Source organism: Actinacidiphila yanglinensis (assembly GCF_900107965.1).
Lineage (GTDB): Bacteria > Actinomycetota > Actinomycetes > Streptomycetales > Streptomycetaceae > Actinacidiphila > Actinacidiphila yanglinensis.
Genome location: NZ_FNVU01000017.1, coordinates 58673 through 85625, shown reverse-complemented (window position 1 = coordinate 85625; position 26953 = coordinate 58673). Strand labels below are relative to the sequence as shown.

Here is a 26953-nt window from a genome sequence, read left to right as displayed (position 1 = left end):
TCAGCTCACGGCCTCGATCTGCCGGCGGATCGAGCCGAACGAGGAGCGGCCGCGGTGCAGGTTGCGGGCGCGGACCAGCGACGGCCAGAAAGGGGCGCGCAGCAGGGTCTCGGCGTTGACCGCGTTCTTGCGGACCAGGATCTCCTGCGGGATGTCCTGCGGGTCCTCGGTGACGAACTCCTCGAGGATCTTGTCGTAGTTGTCCTGCAGCACCGTGTTGGTCGGGTCGGCGCCGAAGATCGCGGTGACACCGGTCTTCACGGTGTCCACGTCGACGACCGTCAGGTCGGGGCGGTAGCGGCGCAGCACCTGGGCGACCTTGTAGACGTCGCCGGCCCAGTCGCCGGTGTGGCGGTTGCGGGCGGCCTCGTCGACGTTCCGCGGCAGCATGTCGTCGAAGACGATCACGCTGGACCAGCGGGAGTGCTTCTCCACGTTCATGAAGTCACGCAGCGCGAACTCGAAGAGGTGCATGCCGTCGATGAAGGCGAGCTCGAGGCTCGGGTCGCCGACCAGGGCGAGCGGGTCCCGGCGGCCCAGCGCACGGAACGGGTTGCGGCCCGGGCGCAGGTGCAGCAGCGGGTCCTTGCGGCCGAAGAACGCGTCGCTGGTGTCCCGCACGAGGTGCACGTCGCAGCTGATCGACTGGGTGACCTTGAAGGCCGGGTCGATGGCGACGGACGGCACCCGGGACAGTGCCAGGCTCTTTCCGTCGTTGACGCCGATCTCCAGGTAGTTGCGCGGCTTGTAGACCTTGTGCAGCCTGCGCAGGAACTCGTGACGGTGCACTGAATAACCCTTCGCTGTGAAAGATGGCGGGAAAGTGATGGAGCGACGCTAGCGCTTGCATGGCCGTACGGACATCGTTCAGCGGAAGTTTGTCTGAACCTCACACGCTTCGGGCACGAAGTTCCGCCGCGAAGCGCCTGCAGTCCTCGTAGGCGGGCAGCAGACCCTGCGCGCGTGCCTCGGCGAGGCCGGGCGCCTGGGCGTCCTTCTCCGACAGCAGCGGCTCGACGTCCTCGGGCCAGGCGATGCCCAGCTCCGGGTCGAGCGGGTTGATGCCGTGCTCGCGGCCGGGCGCGTACCCGGTCGAGCAGAGGTAGACGACGGTCGCGTCGTCGGTGAGCGCCATGAAGGCGTGGCCCAGGCCCTCCGACAGGTACACCGCGTGGTGCTGCTCGTCGTCGAGCCGGACCGCCTCCCAGCGGCCGAACGTCGGCGAGCCGACCCGGATGTCGACGATCACGTCGAGGACCGCGCCGCGCACGCACTTGACGTATTTCGCCTGGCTGGGCGGCACGTCCGCGAAGTGCACGCCGCGCAGGGTGCCGCGACGGGAGACCGAGCAGTTCGCCTGCGCCAGGTCGAGCCGGTGGCCGAGGGACTCCTGGAAGTCCCCGGCCTTGAACCACTCGTGGAAGCTGCCCCGGTCGTCGGGGAAGACCTTCGGTTCGTGCACGAAGGCGCCTTCGATGTCCAGTGGCCGCATGGGTGTCGTTTCCTTCGCTCGCTCTGCCGCTGACGGGCCGGGCCGAGCCGGGGGGCGGACGTGCGGCCCCGGTCGGACCCGATCGGGTGTCATCCGTTCGACTCCGCCGTGACAGCGGGAATTCTCCTGGATGCCACTCTTCGAGAGGCTACCGCGCGTCCGGCCGGTGCTACGCCCCCAGCTTCCCCGCCCACCGCCGGGCCCGCTTGCGTCCGGCCGGTCCCATCCGCCGTACCAGCGGCCCACCGACCTGCCGCAGCACCGCCCGCAAGGCGGCCCTGCGGCGCTGCCGGCGCGCGTCACGCGCGGTTGACGGTGCCACCACGGCGAGGCCGTCCGACAGCCGGATCCGCCCGTGCCGGTCCACCTGCACCGGCCCGATCTCCAGCTCGGGGGCCTTGGCGCCGTCCAGGCAGGCCGACAGCGTCCAGGTGCCCGCACCCACCGTGGCCTGCGCCGCGGCGTCCAGCCGTCCGTCGGCCCGCAGGTGCACCCGGCCGCCCACCGGCAGCAGCGTGGCGGGCAGCTCGGCGGCGACGTCACCGCCGCTCTCCGCCCGCAGCCGGAGCGTCGCGTCGGCCGGCGCGGTGCCCGGGTGGGTGATCGCGCTCAGCTCGACCTCCAGACGGTGCGTGCCCGGCATCCGCAGCACCTGGCGGCCGGCCAGGGCGACACCGAGCTTCTTGCCGCGCCGGTCGACGTCGAGGGTGAGGTTGCCGTGCGGGTTGGTGAAGTACGGCACGGCGATCCGGGCGGGTGTGCCCAGCAGCGCCGGCAGGCAGTGGCCGTCGACCGAGGGGGAGCGGTCGGCGCCGAGCCGGGCCTTGCGGACCAGGCCGAGACCGCGTACCGGCACCCACACGTCCCACATCCCGCGGGTCAGCGCCGGACGCGTCCTGACCTTCTTCGGGTCGAGGTAGGCGACACCCTTTATCACCACGTGGCAACGGGTTCCGGCGGGGCGGGCGGTCCTGTCGTCCTGGCCGTCCGAGGCGCCCGGGGTGTCCGGGGTGTCCGGGGTGTCCGCGGCGGCCGCGACGTCGTCGTTGTCGTCGTTGTCCTCGGTGTCGCTGACGTCCTCGACGTGCATCTCGAACTCCGCCGGGCAGGACCACTCCACCGCGGTCTCCCGGTTGCGCAGTTGCACCTCCGCGCGGAAGGCGTCCATCTCGCCGGTGACGTCCGCCTCCTCCCCGTCGTCCAGGAGGCCCTGGTGGAAATCGGGGTGCAGGAAGTAGCGGCCGTCCCGGCGCAGCAGGGTGACCGGCCGCCCGTCCTCGTGGCGCAGCCGGGCGGTGACGGTGATCGCGGCGCGGCCGTTCACCCAGCGGAAGTCCTCCAGCCGGGCGTGGCCCTTGACCGCCGAGGCGCGGCGGGCGGTCTCCAGCAGCGCGGCGGTGTCCTCGCGGCGCAGCATCGTGGAGCGGATCCGCGGCAGCGCGCCGAGCCCGTCGTGCACGCCGTCGCCCATGTAGCCCTTGGCCAGGCCGTGCACGGCCACCACCATCTGGTCCAGGTAGTCGGGCTCGTACGTCAGCACCGACGGCTCGCTGAGCCGGCCGAGCATCTCCACCCGGTAGAAGCGGCGCAGCACCCGGTCCCGGAACTCGCCGGGCTCGGTGTTGGCCATCACCACGTCGAGGACCTCGCGAAGGTTGTCGTAGTACTGCGCGGGCACGATCCGCGCCGAGCCGGCGTTCTTGCCGTCGTCGCGCTTGCTGTAGTGGTAGCAGGTGTAGTCGCCGAGGATGGAGACCGCCCGCGCGGCGAAGTACGCCTGCATCATGTAGAGCTGGTCCTCCAACCGCCGCTTGCCCTCGGGGTACTTGATCCCGTTGTCGCGCAGGAAGGCGGTGCGGAACATCTTGTGCGGGGTGAGGCTGTCGTACAGCGGGGCGTCGTGGATCGTGCACGTGTCCCGGTTGAGCCGGAAGACGCCGTGCGGGACCCCGCGGAAGTTGCTGGCGACCTTGCCGATCACCACGTCCGAGCCGTTGCGGTGGCCGAGTTCGTACAGCCGGCGCAGCGCGTCCTCGCCCATGTGGTCGTCCTGGTCGACGAACTGCACGTACTCCCCGCGGGCCTCGGTGACGCCGATGTTGCGGGGCTTGCCCGGCCAGCCGGAGTTGGGGATGTGAATCACCCGTACGTGGGAGTGCTCGGCGGCCAGCGCGTCGAGCATCGCGGGGGTGTCGTCGGTCGAGCCGTCGTCGACGAGGAGCAGCTCCCACTCCTCGGCGGGCAGCGTCTGGCCCAGCAGCGAGGCCAGGCACGGCTCGATGTACTTGCCCGGGTTGTAGACCGGGACGATGACGCTGACCTTGACCGCCATGCGGGAGTACGCCTCTTTCTGTTCTGTCCGGGTTCTTCGTGCTGTCGTCACGGCGGCGCCGGGGTGACCGCCGCATCACGCAGGCACAAGGGCAGGCCAAACAGCACCCAAGCGCCGCAAAATGGATCGAGGGGCTACGGTCCCGGAGTCTAGGACGGTGACCTGTGCCCGTTGTGTGGGTCGCGAGCGGGTCCCGCGTGGCGACTCCGGCAGGCGGGCGACGGCGCTGGTGGCGCGGCCGGCCGTGGCGGGCGGCCCTGAGTCGAATCACCCGGACGAGGGACCCCGCAAGTGCCGGTCCGGCACCGGACCGGCGCTTGTTAGGGTGGGCCGATGTTGCTGATCACTGGCGGTGCGGGGTACATCGGCTCACATGTGGTGCGGGCACTGGCCGCCGCCGGTGAGGACACCGTGGTACTGGACGACCTGAGCACCGGCGATCCGGCCCGGCTGCCCGCCGGAGTGCCGCTGGAGCGCGGCTCGGTGCTCGACCGCCCGCTGCTCGACCGGGTGCTGGGCCGGTACGCGGTCGACGGCATCGTGCACGTCGCGGGCCGCAAGCAGGTCGCCGAGTCCGTCGAACGCCCGCTGTACTACTACCAGGAGAACGTCGAGGGTCTGCGCACCGTCCTGGACGCGGCCGTCGGCGCCGGGGTGCGCCGCATCGTCTTCTCCTCCTCCGCGGCCGTCTACGGACCCACCGACGCCGACCTGGTCACGGAGGACCTGCCCTGCGCCCCGATGAGCCCCTACGGCGAGACCAAGCTCGCCGGCGAGTGGCTGCTCGCGGCGGCCGGCCGGGCGCACGGCCTCGCCACCGCCTCGCTGCGCTACTTCAACGTGGCCGGCGCCGCCACCCCCGAGCTCGCCGACACCGGTGTCTCGAACATCGTCCCCATGGTCTTCCGCCGGCTCGGCGAGGGCCTGCCGCCGCGGATCTTCGGTGACGACTACCCGACCCCCGACGGCACCTGCGTGCGGGACTACGTCCACGTCGAGGACATCGCGTCCGCGCACGTCGCCGCCGCCCGCCGGCTGGCCCGCGACCCGGAGGCGTCCCTGGTGCTGAACATCGGCACCGGCCGCGGCGTCTCGGTGGCCGAGATGGTTGCGGTGATCGCCGAGGAAACCGGCCACACTGGCCTCACGCCCGAGATCGGCCCGCGCCGCCCGGGCGACCCGGCCCGCGTCATCGCCTCGGCCGAGGCGATCACCCGCGAGCTGGACTGGCGGGCACGGTACGACGTCCGGCAGATGGTGGGTTCGGCATGGGCGGGCTGGCGGCTGCACCACCCGGCATGACGGCGGCGCACGGCGCGGCGGCCGGTGCGGCAGGCTCGCGCCGGGCGGCAGGCCCGTGCCGGGCGGCGGGGGCGCTGGGGGCACCTCCCAGCCGCCAGGCTGGGGAGGAACAGCGGACAGAGGGACGGGGCACGTGACAGCGGCGGCACGGCAGGAAGTGGTCCAGGCCCGCAGGGTCGTGGTCAAGGTCGGCTCCTCGTCGCTGACCACGGCCGCCGGCGGGCTGGACGCGGACCGGGTGGACGCCCTCGTCGACGTCCTCGCCAAGACCCGCGAGGACCGCGAGGTGGTCCTCGTCTCCTCCGGCGCCATCGCCGCCGGGCTCGCCCCGCTGGGCCTGCCGCGCCGCCCCCGCGACCTGGCCCGGCAGCAGGCGGCCGCGAGCGTCGGCCAGGGACTGCTCGTCGCCCGCTACACCGCCTCCTTCGCCCGGCACGGCATCCGCGTCGGCCAGGTGCTGCTCACCTCCGACGACGTCAGCCGCCGCAGCCACTACCGCAACGCCTACCGCACGCTGGACCAGTTGCTCGCCATGGGCGCGCTGCCGATCGTCAACGAGAACGACACCGTCGCCACCGACGAGATCCGCTTCGGCGACAACGACCGGCTCGCCGCCCTCGTCGCCCACCTGGTCCGGGCCGACCTGCTCGTGCTGCTCTCCGACGTCGACGGCCTGTACGACGGCGACCCGCGCACCCCTGGCACCAGGCTGGTCGGCGAGGTCACGGGCCCCGGCGACCTGGCCGGCATCACCATCGGCAGCGCGGGCCGCGCCGGTGTCGGCACCGGCGGCATGGTCACCAAGGTCGAGGCCGCCGCGATCGCCACCGGCGCGGGGGTGCCGGTCGTCCTCACCTCCGCCGCGCACGCCGCCGACGCGCTGGCCGGCCGCGCCACCGGCACGTACTTCCACCGCACCGGGAAACGCTCCGCCGACCGGCTGCTGTGGCTCGCGCACGCCTCCGCGCCGCGCGGCTCGCTGCGCCTGGACGCGGGCGCGGTCCGGGCCGTCACCGAGCGGCACAGCTCGCTGCTGCCGGCCGGACTCACCGCGGTCGAGGGCGACTTCACCGCCGGCGACCCGGTCGACCTGCTCGACGAGTCCGGCCGCGCGGTCGCCCGGGGCCTGGTCAACTTCGACGCCCGCGAGCTCCCCCGGCTGCTCGGCCGCTCCACCCACGACCTGGCCAGGGAACTCGGCCCGGCGTACGAACGCGAGGTGGTCCACCGCGACGACCTCGTCCTGCTCCGTCGCAATCAGTGACCGAAGGCACCCTCCGCTCCTCGGCCAATCTCCGGGAAAACGCCCCGCCCGGCCGCGGAGCCTGGTCAACTGTGATGCGGAGGAGTCGTCTGCGGGCAGTGTGCGGGCGGCACTCGGTCACGTCACCCACAGGGAGGCCACCGGTGAAACGAGGGCGCCCAGGGCAGTCGTCCAAGGGGGCGTCGGGACGTGCGCTGGTCAGCGTGAACAGCGGGCACGACGCCGGAACGGCCGTCGGCGGCACCGGCAGCAGCGCTGACGACGCGGCCACCCGTCACGAGGAACGGCCGCTCTCCCGGTTGTGGCATGTCACCCTCAGCGTCTCCGGGCCGCGGGCGCCCCTCGCCGAGGTCAGACGCGGGCTCGAACAGCTCGCCCACGACCATCCCTTCCTCCTCACCAGCCGCTACGCCACGGACCACGCGGAGATCCGCTACTGGGAGGAGGCGCGGGACCTCCACGACGCGGCGGCGCTCGCGCTGCGCCTGTGGGGGGAGCACCGCTCCACCGCGGGGTTGCCCCCCTGGGAGACGGTCGGGCTCGAAGTCATCGACCGCACCACCTACCACCAGCGCCTGGCCGAGGGCTACGGCCCACCCCCCGCGATCCCCCTCGGCGTCCACCCCTACTAGCTCCCTGACCCGCCCGGCTGCCCCGCGCTGCGAGTTGCGGGACCTCGCGGTCCGCGGTGGCTTGTCGCGCAGTTCCCCGCGCCCCTGGCTATGCGCGGCTCCCTCCGCGAATAGAAGCTCGCCCCACCGTGACGCGCCCCGAAGGGGCGCGGGGAACGGCGCGGGCAACCGGTCACCGTGGCGAGGTCGGCACGCATCGGCGCGGGCAACGGCGTATCCCCGAGGGGCGCGGGGAACGGCGCGAGCAACCGGCCACCGGCAGGTGGTCCCTCGACAAACAGACGCGGGCAGCCCCGGGGGTCAGGGGTACCCTGCACCGCATGGACCTGTCCTCGCCGCTCCCCAAAAGCCCCGTACTCCTCGCGGCCTACCGCGCCCGTGCGGCCGCTGCGGACCTCGCGCCGCTGGCCCGCGCGGCGAAGGACGACGCGCTGCTCGCCATCGCGGACGCGCTGATCGTCCGCACCCAGGAGATCGTCGCGGCCAACGCCGAGGACGTGGCGCGGGCCAAGGCCGCCGGCACCAGCGAGTCCATCATCGACCGGCTCACCCTGACCCGGGAGCGGGTCGCCGCGATCGCCGCCGACGTGCGGCACGTCGCCTCGCTGCCCGACCCCGTCGGCGAGGTGCTGCGCGGCTCCACCCTCCCCAACGGCCTCGACCTGCGGCAGGTCCGGGTCCCGCTCGGCGTCGTCGGCATCATCTACGAGGCCCGGCCGAACGTCACGGTGGACGCCGCCGCGCTGTGCCTGAAGTCCGGCAACGCGGTCCTGCTGCGCGGCTCCTCCTCGGCGTACGCCTCGAACACCGCCCTGGTCACCGTGGTGCGCGACGCGATCGGCGGGGCCGGGCTGCCCGCCGACGCGGTCCAGCTCGTCCCCGGCGAGAGCCGCGACTCCGTCCAGGAGCTGATGCGCGCCCGCGGCCAGGTCGACGTGCTGATCCCGCGCGGCGGCGCCGCACTGATCCGGGCCGTCGTCGAGGGCTCCACCGTGCCGGTGATCGAGACCGGCACCGGCAACTGCCACGTGTACGTCGACGCCGACGCCGACCTGGACACCGCCGTCCGCATCCTGGTGAACTCCAAGGCCCAGCGGCCCAGCGTCTGCAACTCCGCCGAGACCCTCCTCGTGCACCGCGCCATCGCCGACCGCTTCCTGCCGCGCGCGCTGGACGCGCTCGCGGAGGCCGGTGTCACCGTGCACGGCGACCAGCACGTGCAGGCCGCGGCGCGGGCGTACGACAGCAAGGCCACCGTGGTCGCGGCCACCGCCGAGGACTGGGAGACGGAGTACCTGTCGTACGACATCGCGGCCAGCGTGGTGGACTCGCTGGACGCGGCCGTCGCCCACATCCGGCTGTGGTCCTCCGGGCACACCGAGGCCATCGTCACCTCCTCGCAGGCCGCCGCCCGCCGCTTCACCCGGCTGGTCGACGCCGCGGCGGTGATGGTGAACGCCTCCACCCGGTTCACCGACGGCGGCCAGTTCGGCTTCGGCGCCGAGATCGGCATCTCGACCCAGAAACTGCACGCGCGCGGGCCGATGGGCCTGCCGGAGCTGACCTCCACCAAGTACGTCGTCACCGGCGACGGCCACATCCGCTGACCCGGGCCCCACGGCTGCACCGCCGTCCCAGCCGCCCCGGGACGGCAGCCTTATCACAGCCGGATGGCCGCCGCACGGTCTCCGCACAGTGGGCCAGGAATCCCCTGCCCAAAAGGGCCCCATCCGGATTACCCTGAACAGATGCCGGACGATGACGAGTTCGCCTCCGTAGTCCTCGACGAAGATTTCGTACGGTCCGCCCTGTTCCATGAGCCCACGGCCACGGAACGGATGCTCGCCGTCGCCGAGGGCCCTGCGCTGCCGCCCGGACGCCCCGGACGGCACGCGAGCCGGGCCGCGGCCATACCCGAGGCGGACGCCGAGTCCGTCCTGGAACCCGACGACCTGTACTCGGCCGGCCACCCGTACCGCGGCAGCAGCACCCGCTGGCACCGGCCGGTCGCCTGGGCGCTCGCGGTGGTGATGGGCATCGGCGTGGTCGCCCTGACCTTCGCCGCGGTCTATCGCGGTGCCGGCAGCGGGCGCTCGTCCACCCCGCCGCCGACCCACCCGCCGATCGGCTCGCAGGCCGTCTCGCCGCCGGTCTTCTCGGCCCGGCCCTGATTCTCCGTCAACGTGACCGTCACCGGAGCGTTTACTCATGTCCCCGCGGACTTAACCTTGTGATATGAGCGGGCACGAGGACCCTCCCGAGGGCACGCCCGACGGCGTACCGGCCGGGGGAGACGACGAGTACGAGTACCGATCCGTCGTGTTCGACGAGTCGTTCGTCAAGGCTGCCCGCATCCAGGAGTACTCCGCGCGGGAGCGGCTCGACGACGCGACGCACGCGGTGCACATCCGGCACGCGATGCCGCGCGGCATCGCCCGCCAGGCACTGGCGATGTTCCTGCTGATCATGGTCGCGTTCGGCTTCGCGGTCTACATGGGGGTGCGGCACCCGTACCGCACCCACGCCCCCGCGGTCAGCGAGCAGATCCGGGTGAACCTGATACCGCTGGTACCGAAGGGCACGGTGCCCGAGGTGTCCGCGAGCACGCCGTTCGCCGGCACCGGCGCGGAGGGCTACCAGCGCACCGTCATCCTGCCGAGCGACGCGGCCCGGCGGATCGGCGGCTACGCGCAGAGCGAGGTCCAGGAGGCGCTGGACACCGCCAAGGAGTACCTCACTGACACCTCCCTCGACCCCGGCACGGTGATCGACGGCGACCTGGAGCCGGTACGCGACCTGCTGAGCCCGAGCCAGCTCGACCAGTTCGACGACACCCTCTCGCAGCCCAGCGACGACGGCCGGCACGCGGCCACCGGCTGGCTGGTGCGCTTCGACCCGACCGCGGGGATCGCCCTGGTCGGCGCGGGCAAGGGGGTCCGGGTGAACGAAGGGAAGGTGCGGACCGCCGCGGCCGGGAACGCGCTGGAGATCGTCTCCGACTACACCTTCGTCTACGCCCTGCACGGCACTCCGAACACCGGGGTGTCGCTGTTCACGGTGCGGCGCCAGCTGACCTTCCACTTCGACCACTCCGACCTGCGGCAGCACCACATCGAGCTGGTCGACGCCGATGTCCAGGCCGGACCGCTGGGCTGCACCGACAGCGTGGGCAGCTATTTCCGGCCGATACTGGCCGGCGGCAGCGGCGGCGCCGTCAACGGCACCGACCCGTACCACCCCGACGGCACGGCCGGCTCGGTCTGCACCACCCTGGACACCGCCGGCGCCGGCCCGACCGGCAGCGCGACGGCCGGCGCCACGGCGCCCGCCGCCACCGTCACCGGCCCGACCGCAGCCGCGCCCGGGACCACGGCTGCGACGACCACCGCGTCCATCGCCTCTTCTGCGTCCGCAGCGTCCAGTGCGCCGGCCGCGATCCCGCTCGCGCGGACCGCGGTCGACGTCCGCTACGCGCCCTCGGGCGTGGCGCCCGACGTGTCCGGACCCGGGTCGCCCTTCGCTCCTGAACCGGTGAACTTGTCGCGCAACTTGCCGCCGATGTCCCCTGCGCCGTTGCCGAAGTCGCGGATCAGACCGACCAGCGGGTCCTTGCTCTGCTTGGCCCGATCGGCGTAGTGGTTGGCCGACTCCTTGAAGGAGTCGTAGACGGACGCGTCCTTGTCCTCGGTGCGCCGCGGGTAGTGGCCGTCCATCAGCCGCTGGTAGTCGCGGCTGGCCGCCCACTTGCGCAGCTCGCCCGCGCGCACGGCGGCGAAGGGGTGGCTGCGCGGCAGCACGTTGAGGATCTTCAGGACGGAGTCGCGCAGGTCGCCGGCGGCTTCGTACTCGTCGGCCTGCTTGAGGAATGCGTCGACGTTCATCTCGTGCAGGTGGTTGCCGCCGGCCAGCTTCATCAGGCCGCGCATCGACGCCTGGAGGTCCTGGCCGACCAGCAGGCCGGCCCGGTCCGCGGAGAGTTCGGACTTGCGGAACCACTCGCGCAGCGCGGTGACGATGGCCAGCACCGCGAGGTTCCCCAGCGGGATCCAGGCCACCCGCAGCGCCAGGTTGGTCAGGAACAGCAGTATCGTCCGGTAGACGGAGTGGCCGGACAGCGCGTGGCCCACCTCGTGGCCGACGACCGCGCGCATCTCCTCCTCGTCCAGCAGCTCCACCAGACCGGTGGTGACCACGATGATCGGCTCGTCCATGCCGATGCACATCGCGTTCGGCTGCGGGTCCTGGGAGACGTAGAACGCCGGGATCTTCTCCAGGTCCAGGATGTAACAGGCGTCCCGCAGCATCGCGTTGAGGTGGGGGAACTGCTCGTCGCTGACCCGCACCGAGTCGGACAGGAACAGCAGCCGCAGGCTGCGCTCCGGCACCAGGCCGCTCAACGCCTTGAAGACGGTGTCGAATCCGGTCAGCTTCCGCAGCGCCACCAGCGCCGACTTGTCGGCCGGGTGTTCGTACGCCCGCGACGAGATGTCGGGGAAGCGGCGACGGGTGCGGCTGGGCAGTTTCTCGCCCGAACCACCGCCCGAACCCTTCCCTGCCGAGCCCTTTCCGCCGGGCCCGTCCTTCTTCGGTTTCTTCGACTGGGACGATTCGGACACGTGGGCCAACCCCCTGCTCGCCAACCGTTACACAGTGCTGGACGCGCGGAGCCTGCGCGAAGTTCCCCGGGCGCCGCCCGTACCATGTGGCGTGAGTCTTCCCGTCCGTCCCCGAGAACGCAAAGGGTCAGCCGAATGTCGAGCCCCGCAGTCACCACCCTGACCACTCTCGCCGAGGGCGGCAACCACCCCAGCCTGAGCCCGTACCTGACCGGTTTCGGCGCGCTGGGTGCCCTGCTGCTCCTGCTGTGGGTCGTCACCCGCTTCAACCGGGACTAACGGTCCGTATGTCAGAGAAGAAGCGCATCGGTGTGATGGGCGGTACCTTCGACCCCATCCACCACGGGCACCTGGTGGCCGCGAGCGAGGTGGTGAGCCTCTTCCACCTCGACGAGGTCGTCTTCGTGCCCACCGGTCAGCCCTGGCAGAAGGAAGACCGCAAGGTCTCGGCCGCCGAGGACCGCTACCTGATGACGGTGATCGCCACCGCGTCCAACCCGCAGTTCTCGGTGAGCCGCAGCGACATCGACCGCGGGGGCCTGACCTACACCATCGACACCCTGCGGGACTTGCGGGCCGAGCATCCCGATGCTGAGCTGTTCTTCATCACCGGGGCCGACGCGCTCTCGCAGATCCTGTCCTGGCGGCACGCCGAGGAACTCTTCGCGCTCGCGCACTTCATCGGCGTGACACGTCCAGGGCATACGCTGTCGGACCCGGGGCTCCCCGAAGGCGGTGTGTCGCTGGTGGAGGTCCCGGCGCTGGCGATCTCGTCCACCGACTGCCGCCAGCGGGTGGCCAAGGGGGATCCGGTCTGGTACTTGGTTCCGGACGGTGTGGTGCGCTACATCGACAAGCGCGCGCTCTACCGGCACGAGACCGGGTAGCGGCGTACAGCAAACAAGAAGGGGTTCCTCGTGAACGACGCAAACCCCCGCAGGCACTATGCCGAGGGCGGTCAGGACAACGAGAGAGACCCTTACCCGCAGGACCCCTACTACCAGCAGCAGCGCTACGACTACGACGAGTACGGCCGCCCGGTGCCGCCGCCGCCCGCGCCACCGCAGCAGGGTTACGCCCAACCGCCGTACCAGGACCCGTCGTCGACCTACGGCGGCGGCCGGCCGCAGGGCTACGACATCCCCCAGCAGGCCGCGCCGCCGTACTACGAGCAGTTCGACACCGGCCAGCACCCGGTCCACCCCCCGCAGGGCTACCAGCAGGACTACGGGACCGGCCAGCAGCCCGTGTACCGGACCGGCCAGATCCCGACGTACGAGACCGGCCAGATTCCGACGTACGAGACCGGCCAGATCCCGACGTACGAGACCGGCCAGATTCCGACGTACGAGACCGGCCAGATCCCGACGTACGAGACCGGCCAGATCCCGACGTACGACACCGGCCAGCAGGCGGCGTACCAGACCGGGCAGATGCCCGCGTACGACACCGGGCAGCAGCCGGCGTACGAGACCGGCCAGCAGCCCGTGTACCAGGGCGAGCAGCCCCCGGCGGCCGAGCAGCAGACGGCGCGGGACGACGGGACCGATCAGTTCGCCTTCGTCGACGAGGAGTCGGAGGAGTCCGAAGAGGTCATCGACTGGCTGAAGTTCTCCGAGTCGCGCACCGAGCGCAGGGAGGAGGCCAAGCGGCGCGGACGCAAACGCACGTCCGGGCTGGTGGTCATACTCGTGCTCGCGCTGCTCGGCGGCGCCGGCTACCTCTGGCAGGCGGGCAAGATCCCCGGCCTGAAGAAGAACTCCACGGCGGCGGCCGCGACCGGGGGCGACCAGCGGCGCGACGTGATCGTGGTGCACATGCTGCCCGTCAACGGCGGCGCCAGCTCCACCGCGCTGCTGGTGGACAACACGACGAAGAAGCACGGCACCACCGTGCTCATACCGGGGAGCGTGCAGCTCACCGACGACGACGGCTCCGCGACCACCCTGGACAAGTCGGTCGCGAACGGCGTCGGGCCCACCCGGGACTCCCTCAACACCCTGCTCGGCACCGACATCAAGGGCAGCTGGCGGCTCGACTCCCCGTACCTGGAGCTGCTGGTCGACTCCCTCGGCGACGTCTTCGTCGACACGAACACCGAGATCAAGGGCACCGGCAAGGACAAGGACAAGGTGCTCGTCCCCAAGGGCGAGCAGCAGGACCTGAACGGTCAGGCCGCCGTGACCTACGCCACCTACAAGGGGCCCGGCGAGTCGCAGACCGACCAGCTCGCCCGCTTCGGCCAGGTCATGCAGGCCGTGCTGAAGAAGATGCCGAGCGACGCGCCGGACGCGACCAAGACCGTGCAGGCGCTCGCCCAGATCCTCGACCCGTCGCTCACCGAGAAGCAGCTCGGGGCCTCGCTCGCCGAACTCGCCGACCTCGCCAAGACCGGCCAGTACTCCACCACCATGCTGCCGGTGCAGAAGGACGGGACGCTCGACACGAAGGCCACCGACAGCATCGTGAAGGACGTGCTCGGCGGCAGCGTGAAGCAGAGCACCGGCTCCTCCGCGGCGGCCAGGGTCTCGGTCAAGGACGCCAGCGGCAACTCCAAGTCCGCGACCATGGCGCAGGCCGCGATCGTCAACGGCGGCACCTACACCTACGTGGCGGGCGGCAAGTCCACCACGACCCAGGCGGTGTCCCAGGTGCTCTACACCGACCCGGCCCGGGCGGCGGCGGCCAAGGACGTGGCGGCCACGCTGGGCCTGCCGACGAGCGCGGTGAAGAAGGGCACGGTCCCGTCCAACGCGGACATCTCGGTCGTGCTCGGCAAGGACTACAAGCCGAGCACCTCCGGCGACTGACCGGCGAACCGGGCGGCGCCGCAGGTCAGCGGCGCCGCCCGATTTCCGGTCGGGGTCTGTCCGAGGGTCGTGAGACCCTTGAGGTGACAGTCCCCGACCGGAAAGCCGCATCCGTGACCGCCACTGACCGTTCCCTTGAGCTGACCCGCGCCGCCGCACAGGCGGCCGCCGACAAGCTCGCGCACGACATCATCGCCTACGACGTCAGCGATGTGCTCTCCATCACCGACGCCTTCCTGGTCGCCTCGGCGCCCAACGACCGGCAGGTCAAGGCGATCGTCGACGCAATCGAGGAACACCTGCTCCAGGAGCTGGACACCAAGCCGGTGCGGCGGGAGGGCGAGCGGGACGGCCGCTGGGTGCTGCTGGACTACGTCGACATCGTGGTGCACGTCCAGCACTCCGAGGAGCGGGTCTTCTACGCGCTGGAGCGGCTGTGGAAGGACTGCCCGGAGATCGAGCTGCCCGCGGACGCCGTGGCCACCCGGGGCAAGGGCGCGGCCCACGCCGAGGCGGCGGAGGCGGCCGCCGTCGCCGCCGAGCGCGAGGACGCGTGAGCGCAGGGTGACCGGGACCGACCGCCACCGCCGTATCGTCCTGTGGCGCCACGGCCAGACCGCCTGGAACATCGAGCAGCGCTTCCAGGGCGACACGGACATCCCGCTCACCGAGACCGGCGTGGCCCAGGCCCGCCGCGCCGCCCGGCTGCTCGCCGCGTTGCGCCCGGACGCGATCATCGCCTCCGACCTGCGCCGCGCCGCCGACACCGCGGCCGAGCTGGCCACCCTCACCGGCCTGCCCGTCACGCACTACGAGGGCCTGCGGGAGACCTACGCGGGCGAGTGGCAGGGCCTGACGCACACCGAGATCCTGGCCCGCTTCGGCGAGCAGTACACGGCGTGGAAGCGCGGCGAGCCGGTGCGGCGCGGCGGCGGCGAGCTGGAGACCGAGGTCGCCGACCGCGCCGCGCCGCTGGTGCTGGCCGCCGCCGACAAGCTCGACGACCGGGGCGTGCTCGTCGTGGTCAGTCACGGCGGTGCCATCCGCACCACCATCGGCCGCCTGCTCGACCTCGACCCGGTGAGCTGGGAGTCGCTGGGCGGGCTGTCGAACTGCTGCTGGTCGGTGCTGGGCGAGGGCGCCCGCGGCTGGCGGCTGATGGAGCACAACGCCGGCACCCTGCCGGAACCCGTGCTCGGCGACGACGTGTGACGGCATCCCGGGCTTCCCGGCGGGCCGTGCGGCCGATTTCGTTTCCGGCCCGTCCACCGGCTATGCTTCTTCTCGTCGCCGGCGCTGCCGGGTCGGACGCGGGGCTGTAGCTCAGTTGGTAGAGCGCTTGCATGGCATGCAAGAGGTCCGGGGTTCAATTCCCCGTAGCTCCACGCGTAGGTGAGCGGGATTCGTCCGAGAGAAATGCGGACGGGTCCCGCTCGCTGCTTTTCCGGCCGCGCCCCTCCCGGGGAGCGGCGGCCGCACGGCGGCGCCTGTCCTCAGGCGCCCGGTCAATCCGTGGGGCGGCGCGCGTCGTTCGCCTCCCGGACGACCGCCCAGGCGTCCGCCACCGGACCCACGTGCCCGAGCTTGTCCGGGTTGAGCACCGAGCGGATCGTCTGGATCCGGCCCTCGTAGATGTCGAGCGTCAGCGTGTTGACGACCCGGCCGTCCCGGTCGCGGAAGATCGCGCCCGGCTGCCCGTTCATCTCGTGCGGCTGGACCACGCCGCCGATCCGGTCGAAGGGCGCGGCCATCGCGGCGAGCACCCGGGCGACGTTGCCGTCGCCGAAGACGCCCCGGCCCCACAGCGGGGCCTTGCCGCCGGCGTCGGCGACCATCGCCACGTCGGAGGCCAGCAGGTCCCGCAGCCCGTCGACGTCCCCCTCCCGGAAGGCGTCGAAGAAGCGCTCGGCGAGTTCCCTGCGCTCCTTGCGATCGGCCTCGAAGCGCGGCCGGCCCTCGTCCATGTGGCGCCGTGCCCGCACCGCGAGTTGGCGGCAGGCCGGCTCCGACCGCCGCACCGCCGACGCGATCTCGGGGAACCCGAACCCGAAGACCTCGCGCAGCACGAACACCGCCCGCTCCAGCGGGCTCAACCGCTCCAGGAGCAGCAGGGCGGCCATCGACACCGAGTCGGCCAGCTCGGTGGAGCGCGCCGGGTCCTGGTAGGGGTCGGCCAGCAGCGGCTCGGGGAACCACTCCCCGACGTACTGCTCCCGGCGGACCCGGGCCGAGCGCAGGACGTCGATCGAGATCCGGGTGACCACCGCCGACAGGAACGCCTTGGTGGAGGCGGGCCGGGTCGCGGCACCCTCGTAGCGCAGCCAGGTCTCCTGGACGGCGTCCTCCGCCTCGCTCACGCTGCCCAGGATGCGGTAGGCGATCGAGAACAGCAGCGGCCGCAGCTCCTGGAACTCCTCGGCCGGCGTCACCGCGGCCCCTCCGCATCGCGTGCCGCGCCGCCGCCGGTCCCACCCGCCACCCGTTGCCGCATGGCCCTCACCCTTCCCGCCTCCGGAGTCCGTCTCCCTACACGACGGGACAGCCCGGCGTTCTGTGACATGCGGCGGGTACGGGCGGGGCCGTTCGCGTGCGCGGCTGTTTCCGGCTCGGCGGGGTTCCGGGGGTGCGCCCGCCTCAGGTCGCGGTGGCGCGCTGCTCCTGACCTGCGCGGGCCGCGTCGGCGCGGGCGGCCAGGGACACCGACAGGCGGCGGGCGTGCCGCGCGCAGCCGATGATCGGGTCGTCGATCGCCCGCAGCCGCTCGATCTGGAGCTGATCCTCCTCCTCGACCGGGGTGTAGACCACGATCCGGTGCTCGGCCATGCCGTCGATGCTCAGCGACATCGAGGTCATGTTGATGATGCCGACCTCCGCGTGCCGGAAGACCTTGACGCGGCGGCCCGGCGCCGCGACGTTGCCGCTCGCCCACAGCTGCGCGAACGTCGGGCTCTCCTCGATCAGCAGCTGGACGAAGTTCTCCCACGCCGGCTCGCCCATGTGCCGCGCGTAGCTGCGCCGCAACTGGGCCACCATCCACGGCAGTTCGTCGGCGCTGTTGACGAAGGTCGAGCAGCACTCGGGCACCGTGAACAGCTTGTACAGGACGTTCCGCTCCCAGCGCTCGACGAGCGCGGTCATCGGCCACAGCACGCGGTAGGTCTCGTTGGAGGCCTGCACGTCGTAGCGCGCGTTGTAGACCGCGGCCGGCAGCGGGTCCAGCGAGCCGAGCACGCCCAGCAGTTCCTCACCGACCACCTCCGCGTCGGAGACCGGCTCGCGGACGAAGGGGATGCCGGCCAGCCGGTAGAGGTGGTCGCGCTCGGTCACGTCCAGCTGGAGCACCCGGGACACCGCGTCCAGGACCTGGACGCTGGCGTTGATCGGGCGGCCCTGCTCCAGCCACGTGTACCAGGTGACGCCGACCCCGGCGAGCTGCGCGACCTCCTCGCGGCGCAGGCCGGGGGTGCGGCGGCGCAGCCCCGGCGGCATGCCGACGTCCTCCGGGCCGATCCGGGCCCTGCGGCTGCGCAGGAAGGCCGCGAGCTCGCTGCGGCGCTGCGGGCTCTGCTTCCGGCTGTCGGGCTGGGCTTCTGGCGATGCCATGCTTCCATCCTGGACGGGCGGCGCCGCGGGTGCCAGGTGGTGTCAGTACCAGGATCACTGGGCTCTCGTTACCGGTACCGCGCGGGCCGCACGATCGGTGCATGACCAACGAGACGCTGGCGGGAGCCAGCCCCGCGACCGCTTCCCCGACGACCTCCGCCACGGATTCCACCGTGCCCGGATCGGGCCGGCACGTCGACCATCCCGGCACGGGACGCCCGGGCCGGGCCGGGCCACGGCCGGGGATGCTGCTGGCGATCATCCTCACCGGCCAGTTCATGGCCCTGCTCGACGTCTTCATCGTCAACGTGGCGGCGCCCACCATCCGGACCGACCTGCACGCCTCGGGCGCGGGCCTGCAACTGGTGATAGCCGGCTACACCATCGCCTACGCGGTCCTCCTCATCACCGGTGCCCGGCTCGGTGACCTGCTCGGCCACCGGCGGCTGTTCGTCGCCGGACTCGCCCTGTTCACGGCCGCCTCGCTGGCCTGCGGTCTCGCGCAGAGCACGGGCGAGCTGATCGGTTTCCGCTTCGTGCAGGGCGCCGGTTCCGCGCTGATGATCCCCCAGGTGCTGAGCCTGCTCCAGCTGAACTTCCGCGGCGAGGCCCGCACCCGCGCGATGAGCGTGTACGCGGCCGTGCTCTCCTCGGGCGCGGCGCTCGGCCAGTCGCTGGGCGGGGTGCTGGTCAGCGCGGACCTGTTCGGCAGCGGCTGGCGGCCGGTGTTCCTGGTGAACGTGCCGATCGGCGCGGTGATGCTGGTGGTGGCGCCGAAGGTGCTGCCCAAGGACCGGCCCACCGACCCCGAGCGGCGGCGCGGCCTGGACCTCCCGGGCCTGGTCGTGCTGGGCGCGGCCGTCACCCTCTTCACGGTGCCGCTGGTGCTCGGGCAGGAGGAGGGCTGGCCGGTGTGGGGCTGGTGCTGCCTGGCGCTGAGCGTGCTGCTGTTCGGCGCGTTCGTCGTGATCGAGTCGCGGCTGGCCCGGCGCGGCGGCGCCCCGCTGGTGTCCGGCCGGGTGCTGCGGGCGCCGGGGATGACCCGTTCGGTGACCGTGCTGATGCTCACCATGGCGGTGAACGCGGGCTTCCTGTTCGCGGTGGCGCTGCACCTCCAGACCGGGCTCGGCTTCAGCGCGCTGCGCACCGGGCTGACCTTCGCGGCCACCGCGGTGGCCTTCGGCGGCGCCGGGCTGTACTGGCGGCGGCTGCCGCGCGCGTGGTGGCCCCGGCTGGCCTCGGTGGGCATGGCGCTGTCGGCGGTCGCCCTGGCGGGCATCGGCCTGGCCCTGCACGGCGGCGGGCACGGCGGCGCGCTGATCTACGTCGGCCTGGTGCTCCTCGGTGCGGGCCTGGGCCTGTCGTTCAGCCCGACCTTCACCCTCGCGCTGGCCAAGGTCGACCCGCAGGACGCGGCGGACGCCAGCGGGCTGCTCGCCACGGTGACGCAGCTCGGCCAGCTGATCGGCGTGGCCACCCTCGGCACGCTGTTCCTCAACCGGCTCGGCTCGGGCGGGCTGCACGCCTCGGCCCACGCGTTCACCGTCACCTCGGTGGCGCTGACCGCGGTCGCGGCGGGAGGAGCGCTCGTCGCCCTGGCCCGCAGGCGCGACTGAGGCGGAGGCGCGGCGCGGTACGGACGAGGGGCTCCGGGTCCACCCGGGGCCCCTCCCGGCGGGTGCGGGCCTGCTCCGGCCGGTGCGGGCGTCGGTACGGGCGCGCATGCGGGCGTCCGTACGAGGGCGCTACTGCTCCTCGGTGGCGGGCAGCGCCGGATAGTCGGTGTAGCCGCGGTCGTCGCCGCCGTAGTACGTCTCCCGCTGGGGGGAGTTGTACGGGCCGCCGAGGCGCAGCCGGCGCGGCAGGTCGGGGTTGGCGAGGAAGAGGGCGCCGAAGGAGAGCATGTCGGCGGTGCCGTCCTCGATCAGGGAGAGCTGCTCCGGGCCCGAATGTCCCTGCTCGGCGCGGGCGTTGAGGAGGAAGGCGCCGCCGAACCGCTTGCGCAGCTCCAGGGTCAGCGCCCGGTCCCGCCCCTCGACCAGGTGCAGGTAGGCCGGGCCGATCGGTTCGAGTGCGCGGACCAGTTCGAGGTAGGTGGCATCCGGTTCCGGCTCGTCGATGTCGCCGAGCGGCTTGCCGGGGGAGATCCGCAGGCCCGTGCGCTCCGGGCCGATGGCGCTCGCGACCGCCCGCACCAGCTCGGCGGCGAACCGGGCCCGGCGCCGGTCGTCGCCGCCCCAGTGGTCGGTGCGGGTGTTGGAGTTCGGCGCGAGGAACTGGTGGGTCAGGTAGCCGTTGGCGGCGTGCACCTCCACCCCGTCGAACCCGGCGGCCATGGCGTTGCGGGCCGCGGCGGCGTGGTCCTCGATGGTCTGCCAGATCCCGTCCTCGGTCAGCTCGCGCGGCACCACGAACGGCTTCGGCCCGTTCGCGGTGTAGACCGATCCCTTCGCGGCCACCGCGGACGGCCCCACCGGGTGCAGGCCCTCCGGCAGCAGCGAGGGGTGGCCGATCCGGCCGGTGTGCATCAGCTGGGCGAAGATCCGGCCGCCCGCGGTACGCACCGCCGCGGTCACCTCCCGCCAGGCGGCGACCTGCTCCGCGCTGTGCAGCCCGGGGGTGTCCGGGTAGCCCTGCCCGACGGGTGAGGGCTGCGTCCCCTCGGTCACGATCAGCCCGGCCGAGGCCCGCTGGGCGTAATACGCCGCCGTGGACGCGGTGGGAGCGAGACCGGGGGCGTACGCCCGGCTGCGGGTCATCGGCGCCATGGCGATCCGGTTGTGCAGGCGGATCCCGCCCAGGTCGATCGGGTCGAACGCGGTGGTCACAGGTGCCTCCAGCCTCTCGTCCGCACGGCCTGTTCCACCGTAGCCCGCCAACCCCGCACCGATTATTGAGACTTCGTGAACACCGTGCGGGCCCGCCCGGAGGCCGCCGGAGCGCCCGCCGCCCCGACAATCGATTTGCGGCGCCACCACCACCGCCGTGTAAAGTAACCCCAGGTCGCCGGGGTCCCCCGGGACCCGTGCGGGGCTGTAGCTCAGTTGGTAGAGCGCTTGCATGGCATGCAAGAGGTCCGGGGTTCAATTCCCCGTAGCTCCACAGAGATGTTCGACGCCGCACACCGCACGAGGTGTGCGGCGTTCTCGTTCCGGCGCCGCCATCCGCGCTTCCACCTGGTGTCCGCGTCCGGTGGTTCCATCGCGTCACGGTACGGGCGTGGTCCCGGCCGTGCGACATCGAGGCCGCCATGGCGCGGCCGTTCCCGGGGGGGATTGATGGACCAGATCGACATGTCGACTCCAGAACTCAGCAGATCAGCGGTCAAGGCGCTGCGGAGGTCATGGATTCCGTTCGTGGGAATGATCATCGGGCGCCTGGCGCTCAAGGACATCCGCTGGACCGGGCAGGGCGGCCGGCACGAGGCGCTGTGGGCGATCAGGATCAACGCCGCGGTGACGGCCGTCTTCGTGGGGGGCCTGGTGGCCATCTCGTTGCCGGGCGGCTCCGACCAGGTGGCGGTCACCGACCTCAAGGCCCACCAGTGCTACGTGCTCACCCACGAGCACGAGATCGACCCGCACAACGGTATCGGCACGCTGGACAAGGTCCGGCGGGTCGGCTGCGGAAGCGAGCACGACGGGGAGGTGGTCGGTGTGTGGGACGCCGGCCGCGCGTGGTCGGACTACCCCGACGACCAGGAAACGCTCGAGAGCAGAGCGTCACAGGAGTGCGACCGGCTCACCCACGGCTACGCGAGGGACTTCTGGCGGATTCCGGACGGCAGCACCGAACGCTACTTCGCCCCGACCCGGAGCGGATGGCGGTACAGCGGCATCCACCAGGTCGTCTGCAGCGTGGAGTCCAACGGCGCCAAGGGGACGCTCTACCAGGACCCCGCGGTGCTCGGACCGCACCGGACGGCGTACCTCGACGCCGAGAACGCCCTGGACATCGTCCGCGCCCAGGTCCCGGACAGCCCGACGGCCGACGGCGCCATGTCCGAATGGACCGTGTACGCCGTGCACATGGCCTCGGCCGAGGAGGCCATGGTGCGGGCACTGAAGGCCCACCAGTGGCCCTCGGACGCCGCAGGCCCGATCGCCCAGGTGGAAGCGTCGGCGCAGCGGGCCGCCGCGGCCTGGACCAAGGCGGACGGGGACCGCGAGCCGAACGCCGTGGACCGCGACGCGAAGGCGGCCGAGGCGATCGATGCGGCCACGCCGTACGACGCGGCGCGCGGCAGCCTCCACCTGACCGTCTCCGACCCGGCGCCGGTGCGGAGGGTCTGAACCGGCCCGCGGGGTTGGTCGCCGCCCCCGCGGGTCGGCCCTCCTCGAATCGGCGCAAGGACCTCGCGGCTAGCCGGACTTGACCTCGCTGCGCAGGACCCGCAGCACCCCGGGGACGGCCGGGAGCACCACCCAGATCAGGGTGGCGCTGAGCATCTGCAGCCAGCCGTGCGGGGTGGTGTCGTGGCTGTAGAGGGAGCTCGTGGAGGTGTTGAGGTCGAACCACTTCTCGTCGGCCTTCAGCCCGGGCGCGGTGTTGAAGACGACGCTGGAGACGTTGGGCAGCACGAAGTACGTCACGATCGCAGCGGCGCTGACCAGCAGCAGCATCCCGAAGGCCAGGCCCTGGGCCAGCCCGATGAGCAGCACGAGCACGATGTCGCGGAAGCCGCCCGCGCCGAACGACCAGCTGCCGTCGCCGCCGCGCAGTGGCCCGCCGAGCGCGTTGCCGGCGGCCGCGGCGACGAAGGCGAGCACGATGACCAGCAGACCGGCCAGCAGCGCCGCGGCGGCCTTGGCGCACAGCACCCGGCCGCGGTTCGGGGCGAGGGTGAAGGTCACCAGGCCGGTGCGCTGGCTCCACTCGCTGGTGACGGTCAGGATGCCGAGCACCGGCAGCAGGTACTTCTGCGGGGCCTGGGTGAAGTCGACGAACTTCTCGTAGGTCAGGTCGTGCGGCTTCACCGCCACCAGCATGACCACGACGATGACCGGGGTGAGCGCCGCGATGCCCGCGAGCAGCCAGCGGCTGGCCCGGGTGTCGACGAGCTTGCGCAGCTCGACGCGGACGAGGCGGCCGAAGGGCACGCCGGCCGGGCCGGCGAGCGGCGCGGGTTCGAGCGCCGGGGGAAGGGTGAGCGTGGTCATCGTCGCACCGTTTCGCGGGAGTCGTCGGCGGTGAGCTGGAGGAAGAGGCTTTCCAGCCGGTCGGTGCCGGCCGGGCGCAGTTCGAGGACGACCACGCCGCCGGCCGCGGCGGCCCGGGCGACCTGCTCGGGTTCGGCCTGCGCGAGGAACGCGTCGCCGGTACGGGTGGCGGCGATGCCCGCGGCGGCCAGCGCGGCCGCGAGCGTGCCGGCGTCGCTGCCGCGCACCACGGTGCCGCCCGCGGCCAGCAACTCCTGCTTGGCGCCCTGGGCGACGACCCTGCCGCGGCCGATGACGATCAGGAGATCGGCGATCACCTCGACCTCGCGCAGCAGGTGCGAGGACAGCAGCACGCACCCCCCGCGGTCGGCGAACTCCCGCAGCAGCGTGCGCAGCCAGTGGATGCCGCCGGGGTCGAGCCCGTTGGCCGGCTCGTCCAGCACCAGCACGCGCGGGTCGCCGAGCAGCGCGTGCGCGATGCCCAGCCGCTGCCGCATCCCCAGGGAGTACGTGCCGGTGCGGCGCCGGGCCTCGTCGGCGTCCAGCCCGACGACCTCCAGCAGCTCGTCGGCCCGCCGCGGCGGCAGGCCCATCGCCATCGCGCCCAGCGCGAGCACCTCGCGGCCGGTGCGACCGGAGTGCTGCGCGGACGCGTCGAGCAGCACCCCGACGTGCCGGCCGGGGTTGGGCAGCGCGCGGTAGTCCGACCCCAGGACGCGGGCCTGCCCGGAGTCGGGCGTGGTGAGCCCGACGAGCATCCGCAGCGTGGTCGACTTCCCCGCACCGTTGGGGCCGAGGAATCCGGTCACCGCGCCGTGCCGCACCTGGAAGGAGACGTCCCGCACCGCGGTGTGGGAACCGTAGGACCTGCGCAGGCCCGAGACCTCGATCGCGTGGGACGCGCTCATGCCGGCACCTCGTTCCGCGGCGGGGGCGCGCACCGGTCGCGGCCGCGGTCCTGCGGGGCCGGTGGCGAGGAGAAACACAAGGTCACGACTACTCCCGTACGGTCGACGCGGCTCTGGGCCCTCCAGGTCCGCTCGCTCGGTGCCACCCTCCGCGTTACGCGTGGCCGTGTCGTCGCACCGCGGGCGACATCCGAGGCTGCGCCCGCGGCCGTACGCCGCGGCGGGCCGGGCCGGTCGGTGGAGTAGGCGGGGGTACGCCGAGGGAGGTACGAGCCGCGCGGCGAGGATCCGCGCCGGGCGGCCCACCGAACCCCGCGAGAGAGAGGGCCACTTCACGAACCGACCCGCCAAGTCGCCTCACGGGCACGGATGTTGAGATCGTCTACGCACGGTGCGTCAGGCACCCCTCCGGCGAGGTGACGAGGCGCAGGTAGCACGGGGTGTGCCGGAGATCACGCCGCCCTTTCGGGTGAGGCCCGCCGCTGCTAGCGTCTGATCGTTCCGGCGCCGGTGCCTACCGTTCCTTGACCTTCTCTTGGGAAAACCATATCCCTGGCATGAACTGATCAGCGAAAGAGTGTCGCTCTGCGGTGCCCCGCGCACGCATAGCGGCGACACCGCCTCAGATGCGACAACCATTCGCTTCGCATGGGGGTTTCATGAGATTTGACCGCAAGAGAACGCGCGCGGGACTCGCGGTCGCGGCGGCGCTGCCGCTGGTCGCCGGCGCTCTCGCCCTCGGCGCACAGAGCGCGACGGCCGAACAGCCCAGCGCACGCCAGCTCCTGAGCGGTACGAAGCCGACGTGGGCCACCGCCCACGCGGACAAGGGAGCGGCCTCCGACAGCGGCAAGGTGACCCTCCGGGTGTACCTGGCCGGCAAGGACGCCAAGGGTCTGGCCGCCTACGCCAGAGCCGTTTCCGACCCGAACTCCAGCCAGTACGCCCACTACTTGACGGCCGCTCAGGCCACGTCGCGGTTCGGCGCCACCTCGGCCCAGACGGCCGCGGTCAAGGCGTGGCTGACCTCCTCCGGCCTGAAGGTGACCGGCGCCAACGCGCACTACCTGACGGTGACCGGCGAAGTGAAGGCCGCCGAGAAGGCGTTCGGCACGCAGCTGCACAACTACACCAAGAGCGGGCACACTTACCACGCCCCTAACGCCAACGCCTCGGCCCCCGCCTCGCTCGACGGCGCCGTCCTGACCGTCACCGGCCTGGACAACGCCCCCAAGCGGGCCACCCACGACGACACGCTGCCCGGTCCCGAGGCCGCCTTCGTCAACTCCGGCCCGTTCTCGACCTATTACGGGTCGAACACGAACACCAAGCTTCCCTCCGCGTACGGCGGCAAGGCCCCTTACACGATCAAGGGCTACGACGGCGACCAGCTGCGCGCCGCCTACGGAGCGGGTTCGTACACCGGCAAGGGCGTCACCGTCGCGATCACCGACGCGTACGCCTCGCCGAACATCGTCGGCGACAGCGCCCAGTTGGCGAAGGACACCGGCGGTCAGAAGTACCGCAAGGGCCAGCTCACCCAGGTCACCCCGGGCCCCGACGGCTACAACAGCGTGGCCGACTGCGACGCGTCCGGCTGGTACGGCGAGGAGTCCCTCGACGTCGAGTCCGTGCACGCCGTCGCCCCGGACGCGAACATCGTCTACGTGGGCGCCGCCTCCTGCGGCGACGACGACCTGCTCGACGCGCTGAGCACCGTCGTCGACGGCCGCCTCGCCACCATCGTCACCAACTCGTGGGGCGACGTCGAGGCCGACGAGACCCCCGACGTCCAGGCCGCCTACGACCAGGTCTTCGAGCAGGGCGTGGTCGAGGGCATCGGCTTCTACTTCTCCTCCGGTGACGACGGCGACAACGTCATCGACGGCGCCGAGGACGTCAGCACCCCCTCCGACTCGGAGTGGGCCACGTCGGTCGGCGGCACCTCGCTGGCCGTCGGCAAGAACGACAAGTACGAGTGGGAGACCGGCTGGGGCACCGAGCGCGCCCCGCTGTCGGCCGACGGCAAGAGCTGGGACGGCTTCCCCGGCCCGTTCACCTCGGGTGCGGGCGGCGGCGCCAGCAAGCTCGTCGCGCAGCCCTTCTACCAGAAGGGCGTCGTCCCCGACTCGCTCGCGCTGGCGAACGGCGGCACCACCAAGATGCGGGTCCAGCCCGACATCGCGGCCGTCGCCGACCCGAACACCGGCTTCCTCGTCGGTGAGACGATGACCTTCCCGAACGGGAAGGCGAAGTACAACGAGTACCGCCTCGGCGGCACCTCGCTGGCCTCGCCGGTCATCGCCGGTGTCCAGGCGCTCGCTGAGCAGGCCCGTGGCGGCGTCCCGATCGGCTTCGCCAACCCGCTGATCTACGACCGGTACGGCACCTCCGCGTACCACGACGTGACCGACCACCCGCTCGGCCAGGGTCAGGGGATCGCCAACGTCCGCGTCGACTTCGCGAACAGCACCGACGCCTCGGACGGCCTGATCACCTCGCTGCGCACCTTCGGCGCGGACAGCTCGCTGCACGCCACGGTGGGCTACGACGACGTCACCGGCGTCGGCTCCCCGGCCAAGGGCTACGTCCAGTCGTACAAGCCCGCGAAGGCGGGCAAGAAGCACTGACGAGGCGACCGTCCTCGCACGTCGGCGGGCCCGCACCGGCATCCTCGGTGCGGGCCCGCCGCCCGCTGCGGTATCCTGCTGCCATGCGAGCCGCGAGCCTCCTGCTTAGCCCGCCGCGCTGACCACGAAGGACGTCAGTGCGGCACCCCTCCTGCGTGAGGGGTTTTTTTGTTCCCGCTTCCGGGTCCGCTCCCGAGGTGCTCCG

General features: G+C 72.3%; 22 protein-coding genes, 2 tRNA genes and 1 pseudogene. 16 read left to right on the top strand and 9 right to left on the bottom strand.

The window, feature by feature from the left end:
* The 3 genes from C4U44_RS30060 to C4U44_RS30050 all read right to left on the bottom strand — a co-directional run bounded on the left by C4U44_RS30060 (position 1) and on the right by C4U44_RS30050 (position 3824).
* Positions 1–789 (bottom strand): class I SAM-dependent methyltransferase, encoded by a 789-nt coding sequence (locus tag C4U44_RS30060; RefSeq protein WP_103889192.1) that lies wholly within the window; start codon positions 787–789, stop codon positions 1–3.
* 100 nt (positions 790–889) lie between these two features.
* Positions 890–1492, bottom strand: a complete 603-nt coding sequence (rfbC, locus tag C4U44_RS30055; protein WP_103889191.1) for a dTDP-4-dehydrorhamnose 3,5-epimerase — start codon at positions 1490–1492, stop codon at positions 890–892.
* Positions 1493–1661: 169 nt separating this feature from the next.
* Complete coding sequence (locus tag C4U44_RS30050; RefSeq protein ID WP_103889190.1) at positions 1662–3824, bottom strand: glycosyltransferase family 2 protein; 2163 nt, start codon at positions 3822–3824, stop codon at positions 1662–1664.
* A gap of 333 nt (positions 3825–4157) precedes the next feature.
* Between C4U44_RS30050 and galE the strand changes: the two genes are divergently transcribed.
* From galE to C4U44_RS43790, 6 genes and pseudogenes are all read left to right on the top strand, one after another.
* Entirely contained in the window at positions 4158–5126 is a 969-nt protein-coding gene (gene galE, locus C4U44_RS30045; protein ID WP_103889189.1) for a UDP-glucose 4-epimerase GalE, read from the top strand.
* A gap of 133 nt (positions 5127–5259) precedes the next feature.
* Positions 5260–6390 carry a glutamate 5-kinase gene (gene proB, locus C4U44_RS30040; RefSeq protein WP_407642912.1) on the top strand — a complete coding sequence of 377 codons (1131 nt, stop codon included), beginning with the start codon at positions 5260–5262 and terminating at the stop codon, positions 6388–6390.
* A gap of 143 nt (positions 6391–6533) precedes the next feature.
* Positions 6534–7022 (top strand): hypothetical protein, encoded by a 489-nt coding sequence (locus tag C4U44_RS30035; RefSeq protein ID WP_103889187.1) that lies wholly within the window; start codon positions 6534–6536, stop codon positions 7020–7022.
* 320 nt (positions 7023–7342) lie between these two features.
* Positions 7343–8629, top strand: a complete 1287-nt coding sequence (locus C4U44_RS30030) for a glutamate-5-semialdehyde dehydrogenase (RefSeq protein WP_103889186.1) — start codon at positions 7343–7345, stop codon at positions 8627–8629.
* 141 nt (positions 8630–8770) lie between these two features.
* Entirely contained in the window at positions 8771–9193 is a 423-nt protein-coding gene (locus C4U44_RS30025) for an SCO2583/SCO2584 N-terminal domain-containing protein (RefSeq protein ID WP_200823454.1), read from the top strand.
* Between the two features lie 64 nt (positions 9194–9257).
* Positions 9258–10292, top strand: a pseudogene (locus C4U44_RS43790) (SCO2583 family membrane protein); the annotation flags it as partial.
* Positions 10293–10489: 197 nt separating this feature from the next.
* On the opposite strand, the gene C4U44_RS30015 reads toward C4U44_RS43790, so the two are convergent.
* Positions 10490–11542: a M48 family metallopeptidase gene (locus C4U44_RS30015; protein WP_103889277.1), complete on the bottom strand. Its 1053-nt coding sequence runs from the start codon at positions 11540–11542 to the stop codon at positions 10490–10492.
* A 231-nt stretch (positions 11543–11773) separates the two neighbouring features.
* Here C4U44_RS30015 and C4U44_RS42070 point away from each other — a divergent pair, with 231 nt between their 5' ends.
* From C4U44_RS42070 to C4U44_RS29990, 6 genes are all read left to right on the top strand, one after another.
* On the top strand, positions 11774–11917 hold the full coding sequence (locus C4U44_RS42070; RefSeq protein ID WP_200823453.1) for a hypothetical protein: 144 nt from the start codon (positions 11774–11776) through the stop codon (positions 11915–11917).
* Positions 11918–11925: 8 nt separating this feature from the next.
* The gene (gene nadD, locus C4U44_RS30010) at positions 11926–12525 is read left to right on the top strand and encodes a nicotinate-nucleotide adenylyltransferase (protein WP_103889185.1); all 600 of its coding nucleotides are present in this window, start codon (positions 11926–11928) and stop codon (positions 12523–12525) included.
* A 30-nt stretch (positions 12526–12555) separates the two neighbouring features.
* Positions 12556–14448, top strand: coding sequence for an LCP family protein (locus tag C4U44_RS30005; RefSeq protein ID WP_103889184.1), 1893 nt, complete (start codon positions 12556–12558; stop codon positions 14446–14448).
* A gap of 113 nt (positions 14449–14561) precedes the next feature.
* Positions 14562–15005 carry a ribosome silencing factor gene (gene rsfS / locus C4U44_RS30000; protein WP_103889183.1) on the top strand — a complete coding sequence of 148 codons (444 nt, stop codon included), beginning with the start codon at positions 14562–14564 and terminating at the stop codon, positions 15003–15005.
* Positions 15006–15012: 7 nt separating this feature from the next.
* Positions 15013–15660 (top strand): histidine phosphatase family protein, encoded by a 648-nt coding sequence (locus C4U44_RS29995; RefSeq protein ID WP_103889182.1) that lies wholly within the window; start codon positions 15013–15015, stop codon positions 15658–15660.
* Between the two features lie 100 nt (positions 15661–15760).
* A tRNA-Ala gene (locus tag C4U44_RS29990) sits at positions 15761–15833 on the top strand.
* Between the two features lie 120 nt (positions 15834–15953).
* Here C4U44_RS29990 and C4U44_RS29985 read toward each other — a convergent pair.
* Positions 15954–16877, bottom strand: a complete 924-nt coding sequence (locus C4U44_RS29985; RefSeq protein WP_103889181.1) for an RNA polymerase sigma-70 factor — start codon at positions 16875–16877, stop codon at positions 15954–15956.
* Positions 16878–17082: 205 nt separating this feature from the next.
* Positions 17083–18051 (bottom strand): helix-turn-helix transcriptional regulator, encoded by a 969-nt coding sequence (locus tag C4U44_RS29980; protein WP_103889180.1) that lies wholly within the window; start codon positions 18049–18051, stop codon positions 17083–17085.
* Positions 18052–18152: 101 nt separating this feature from the next.
* Between C4U44_RS29980 and C4U44_RS29975 the strand changes: the two genes are divergently transcribed.
* A complete protein-coding gene (locus C4U44_RS29975) occupies positions 18153–19667 on the top strand; it encodes an MFS transporter (protein WP_407642910.1) in 1515 nt (504 codons plus the stop codon).
* Positions 19668–19796: 129 nt separating this feature from the next.
* Here C4U44_RS29975 and C4U44_RS29970 read toward each other — a convergent pair whose 3' ends face one another.
* Positions 19797–20879, bottom strand: a complete 1083-nt coding sequence (locus C4U44_RS29970) for an alkene reductase (RefSeq protein WP_103889179.1) — start codon at positions 20877–20879, stop codon at positions 19797–19799.
* Positions 20880–21080: 201 nt separating this feature from the next.
* Here C4U44_RS29970 and C4U44_RS29965 point away from each other — a divergent pair.
* Together C4U44_RS29965 and C4U44_RS41715 are read left to right on the top strand one after the other, a co-directional pair.
* Positions 21081–21153: transfer RNA gene (locus tag C4U44_RS29965), tRNA-Ala, on the top strand.
* A 260-nt stretch (positions 21154–21413) separates the two neighbouring features.
* Positions 21414–22343 carry a septum formation family protein gene (locus C4U44_RS41715; protein ID WP_103889178.1) on the top strand — a complete coding sequence of 310 codons (930 nt, stop codon included), beginning with the start codon at positions 21414–21416 and terminating at the stop codon, positions 22341–22343.
* Between the two features lie 69 nt (positions 22344–22412).
* Here the strand turns inward: C4U44_RS41715 and C4U44_RS29955 are convergent, their stop codons facing one another.
* Together C4U44_RS29955 and C4U44_RS29950 are read right to left on the bottom strand one after the other, a co-directional pair.
* The gene (locus tag C4U44_RS29955) at positions 22413–23210 is read right to left on the bottom strand and encodes an ABC transporter permease (protein WP_103889177.1); all 798 of its coding nucleotides are present in this window, start codon (positions 23208–23210) and stop codon (positions 22413–22415) included.
* Complete coding sequence (locus tag C4U44_RS29950; RefSeq protein ID WP_103889176.1) at positions 23207–24118, bottom strand: ABC transporter ATP-binding protein; 912 nt, start codon at positions 24116–24118, stop codon at positions 23207–23209. The genes C4U44_RS29955 and C4U44_RS29950 overlap by 4 nt, the downstream gene beginning before the upstream one ends.
* A 659-nt stretch (positions 24119–24777) precedes the next feature.
* Here C4U44_RS29950 and C4U44_RS29945 point away from each other — a divergent pair.
* Entirely contained in the window at positions 24778–26748 is a 1971-nt protein-coding gene (locus tag C4U44_RS29945; RefSeq protein WP_103889175.1) for a S53 family peptidase, read from the top strand.
* The last annotated feature ends 205 nt before the right edge of the window (positions 26749–26953 follow it).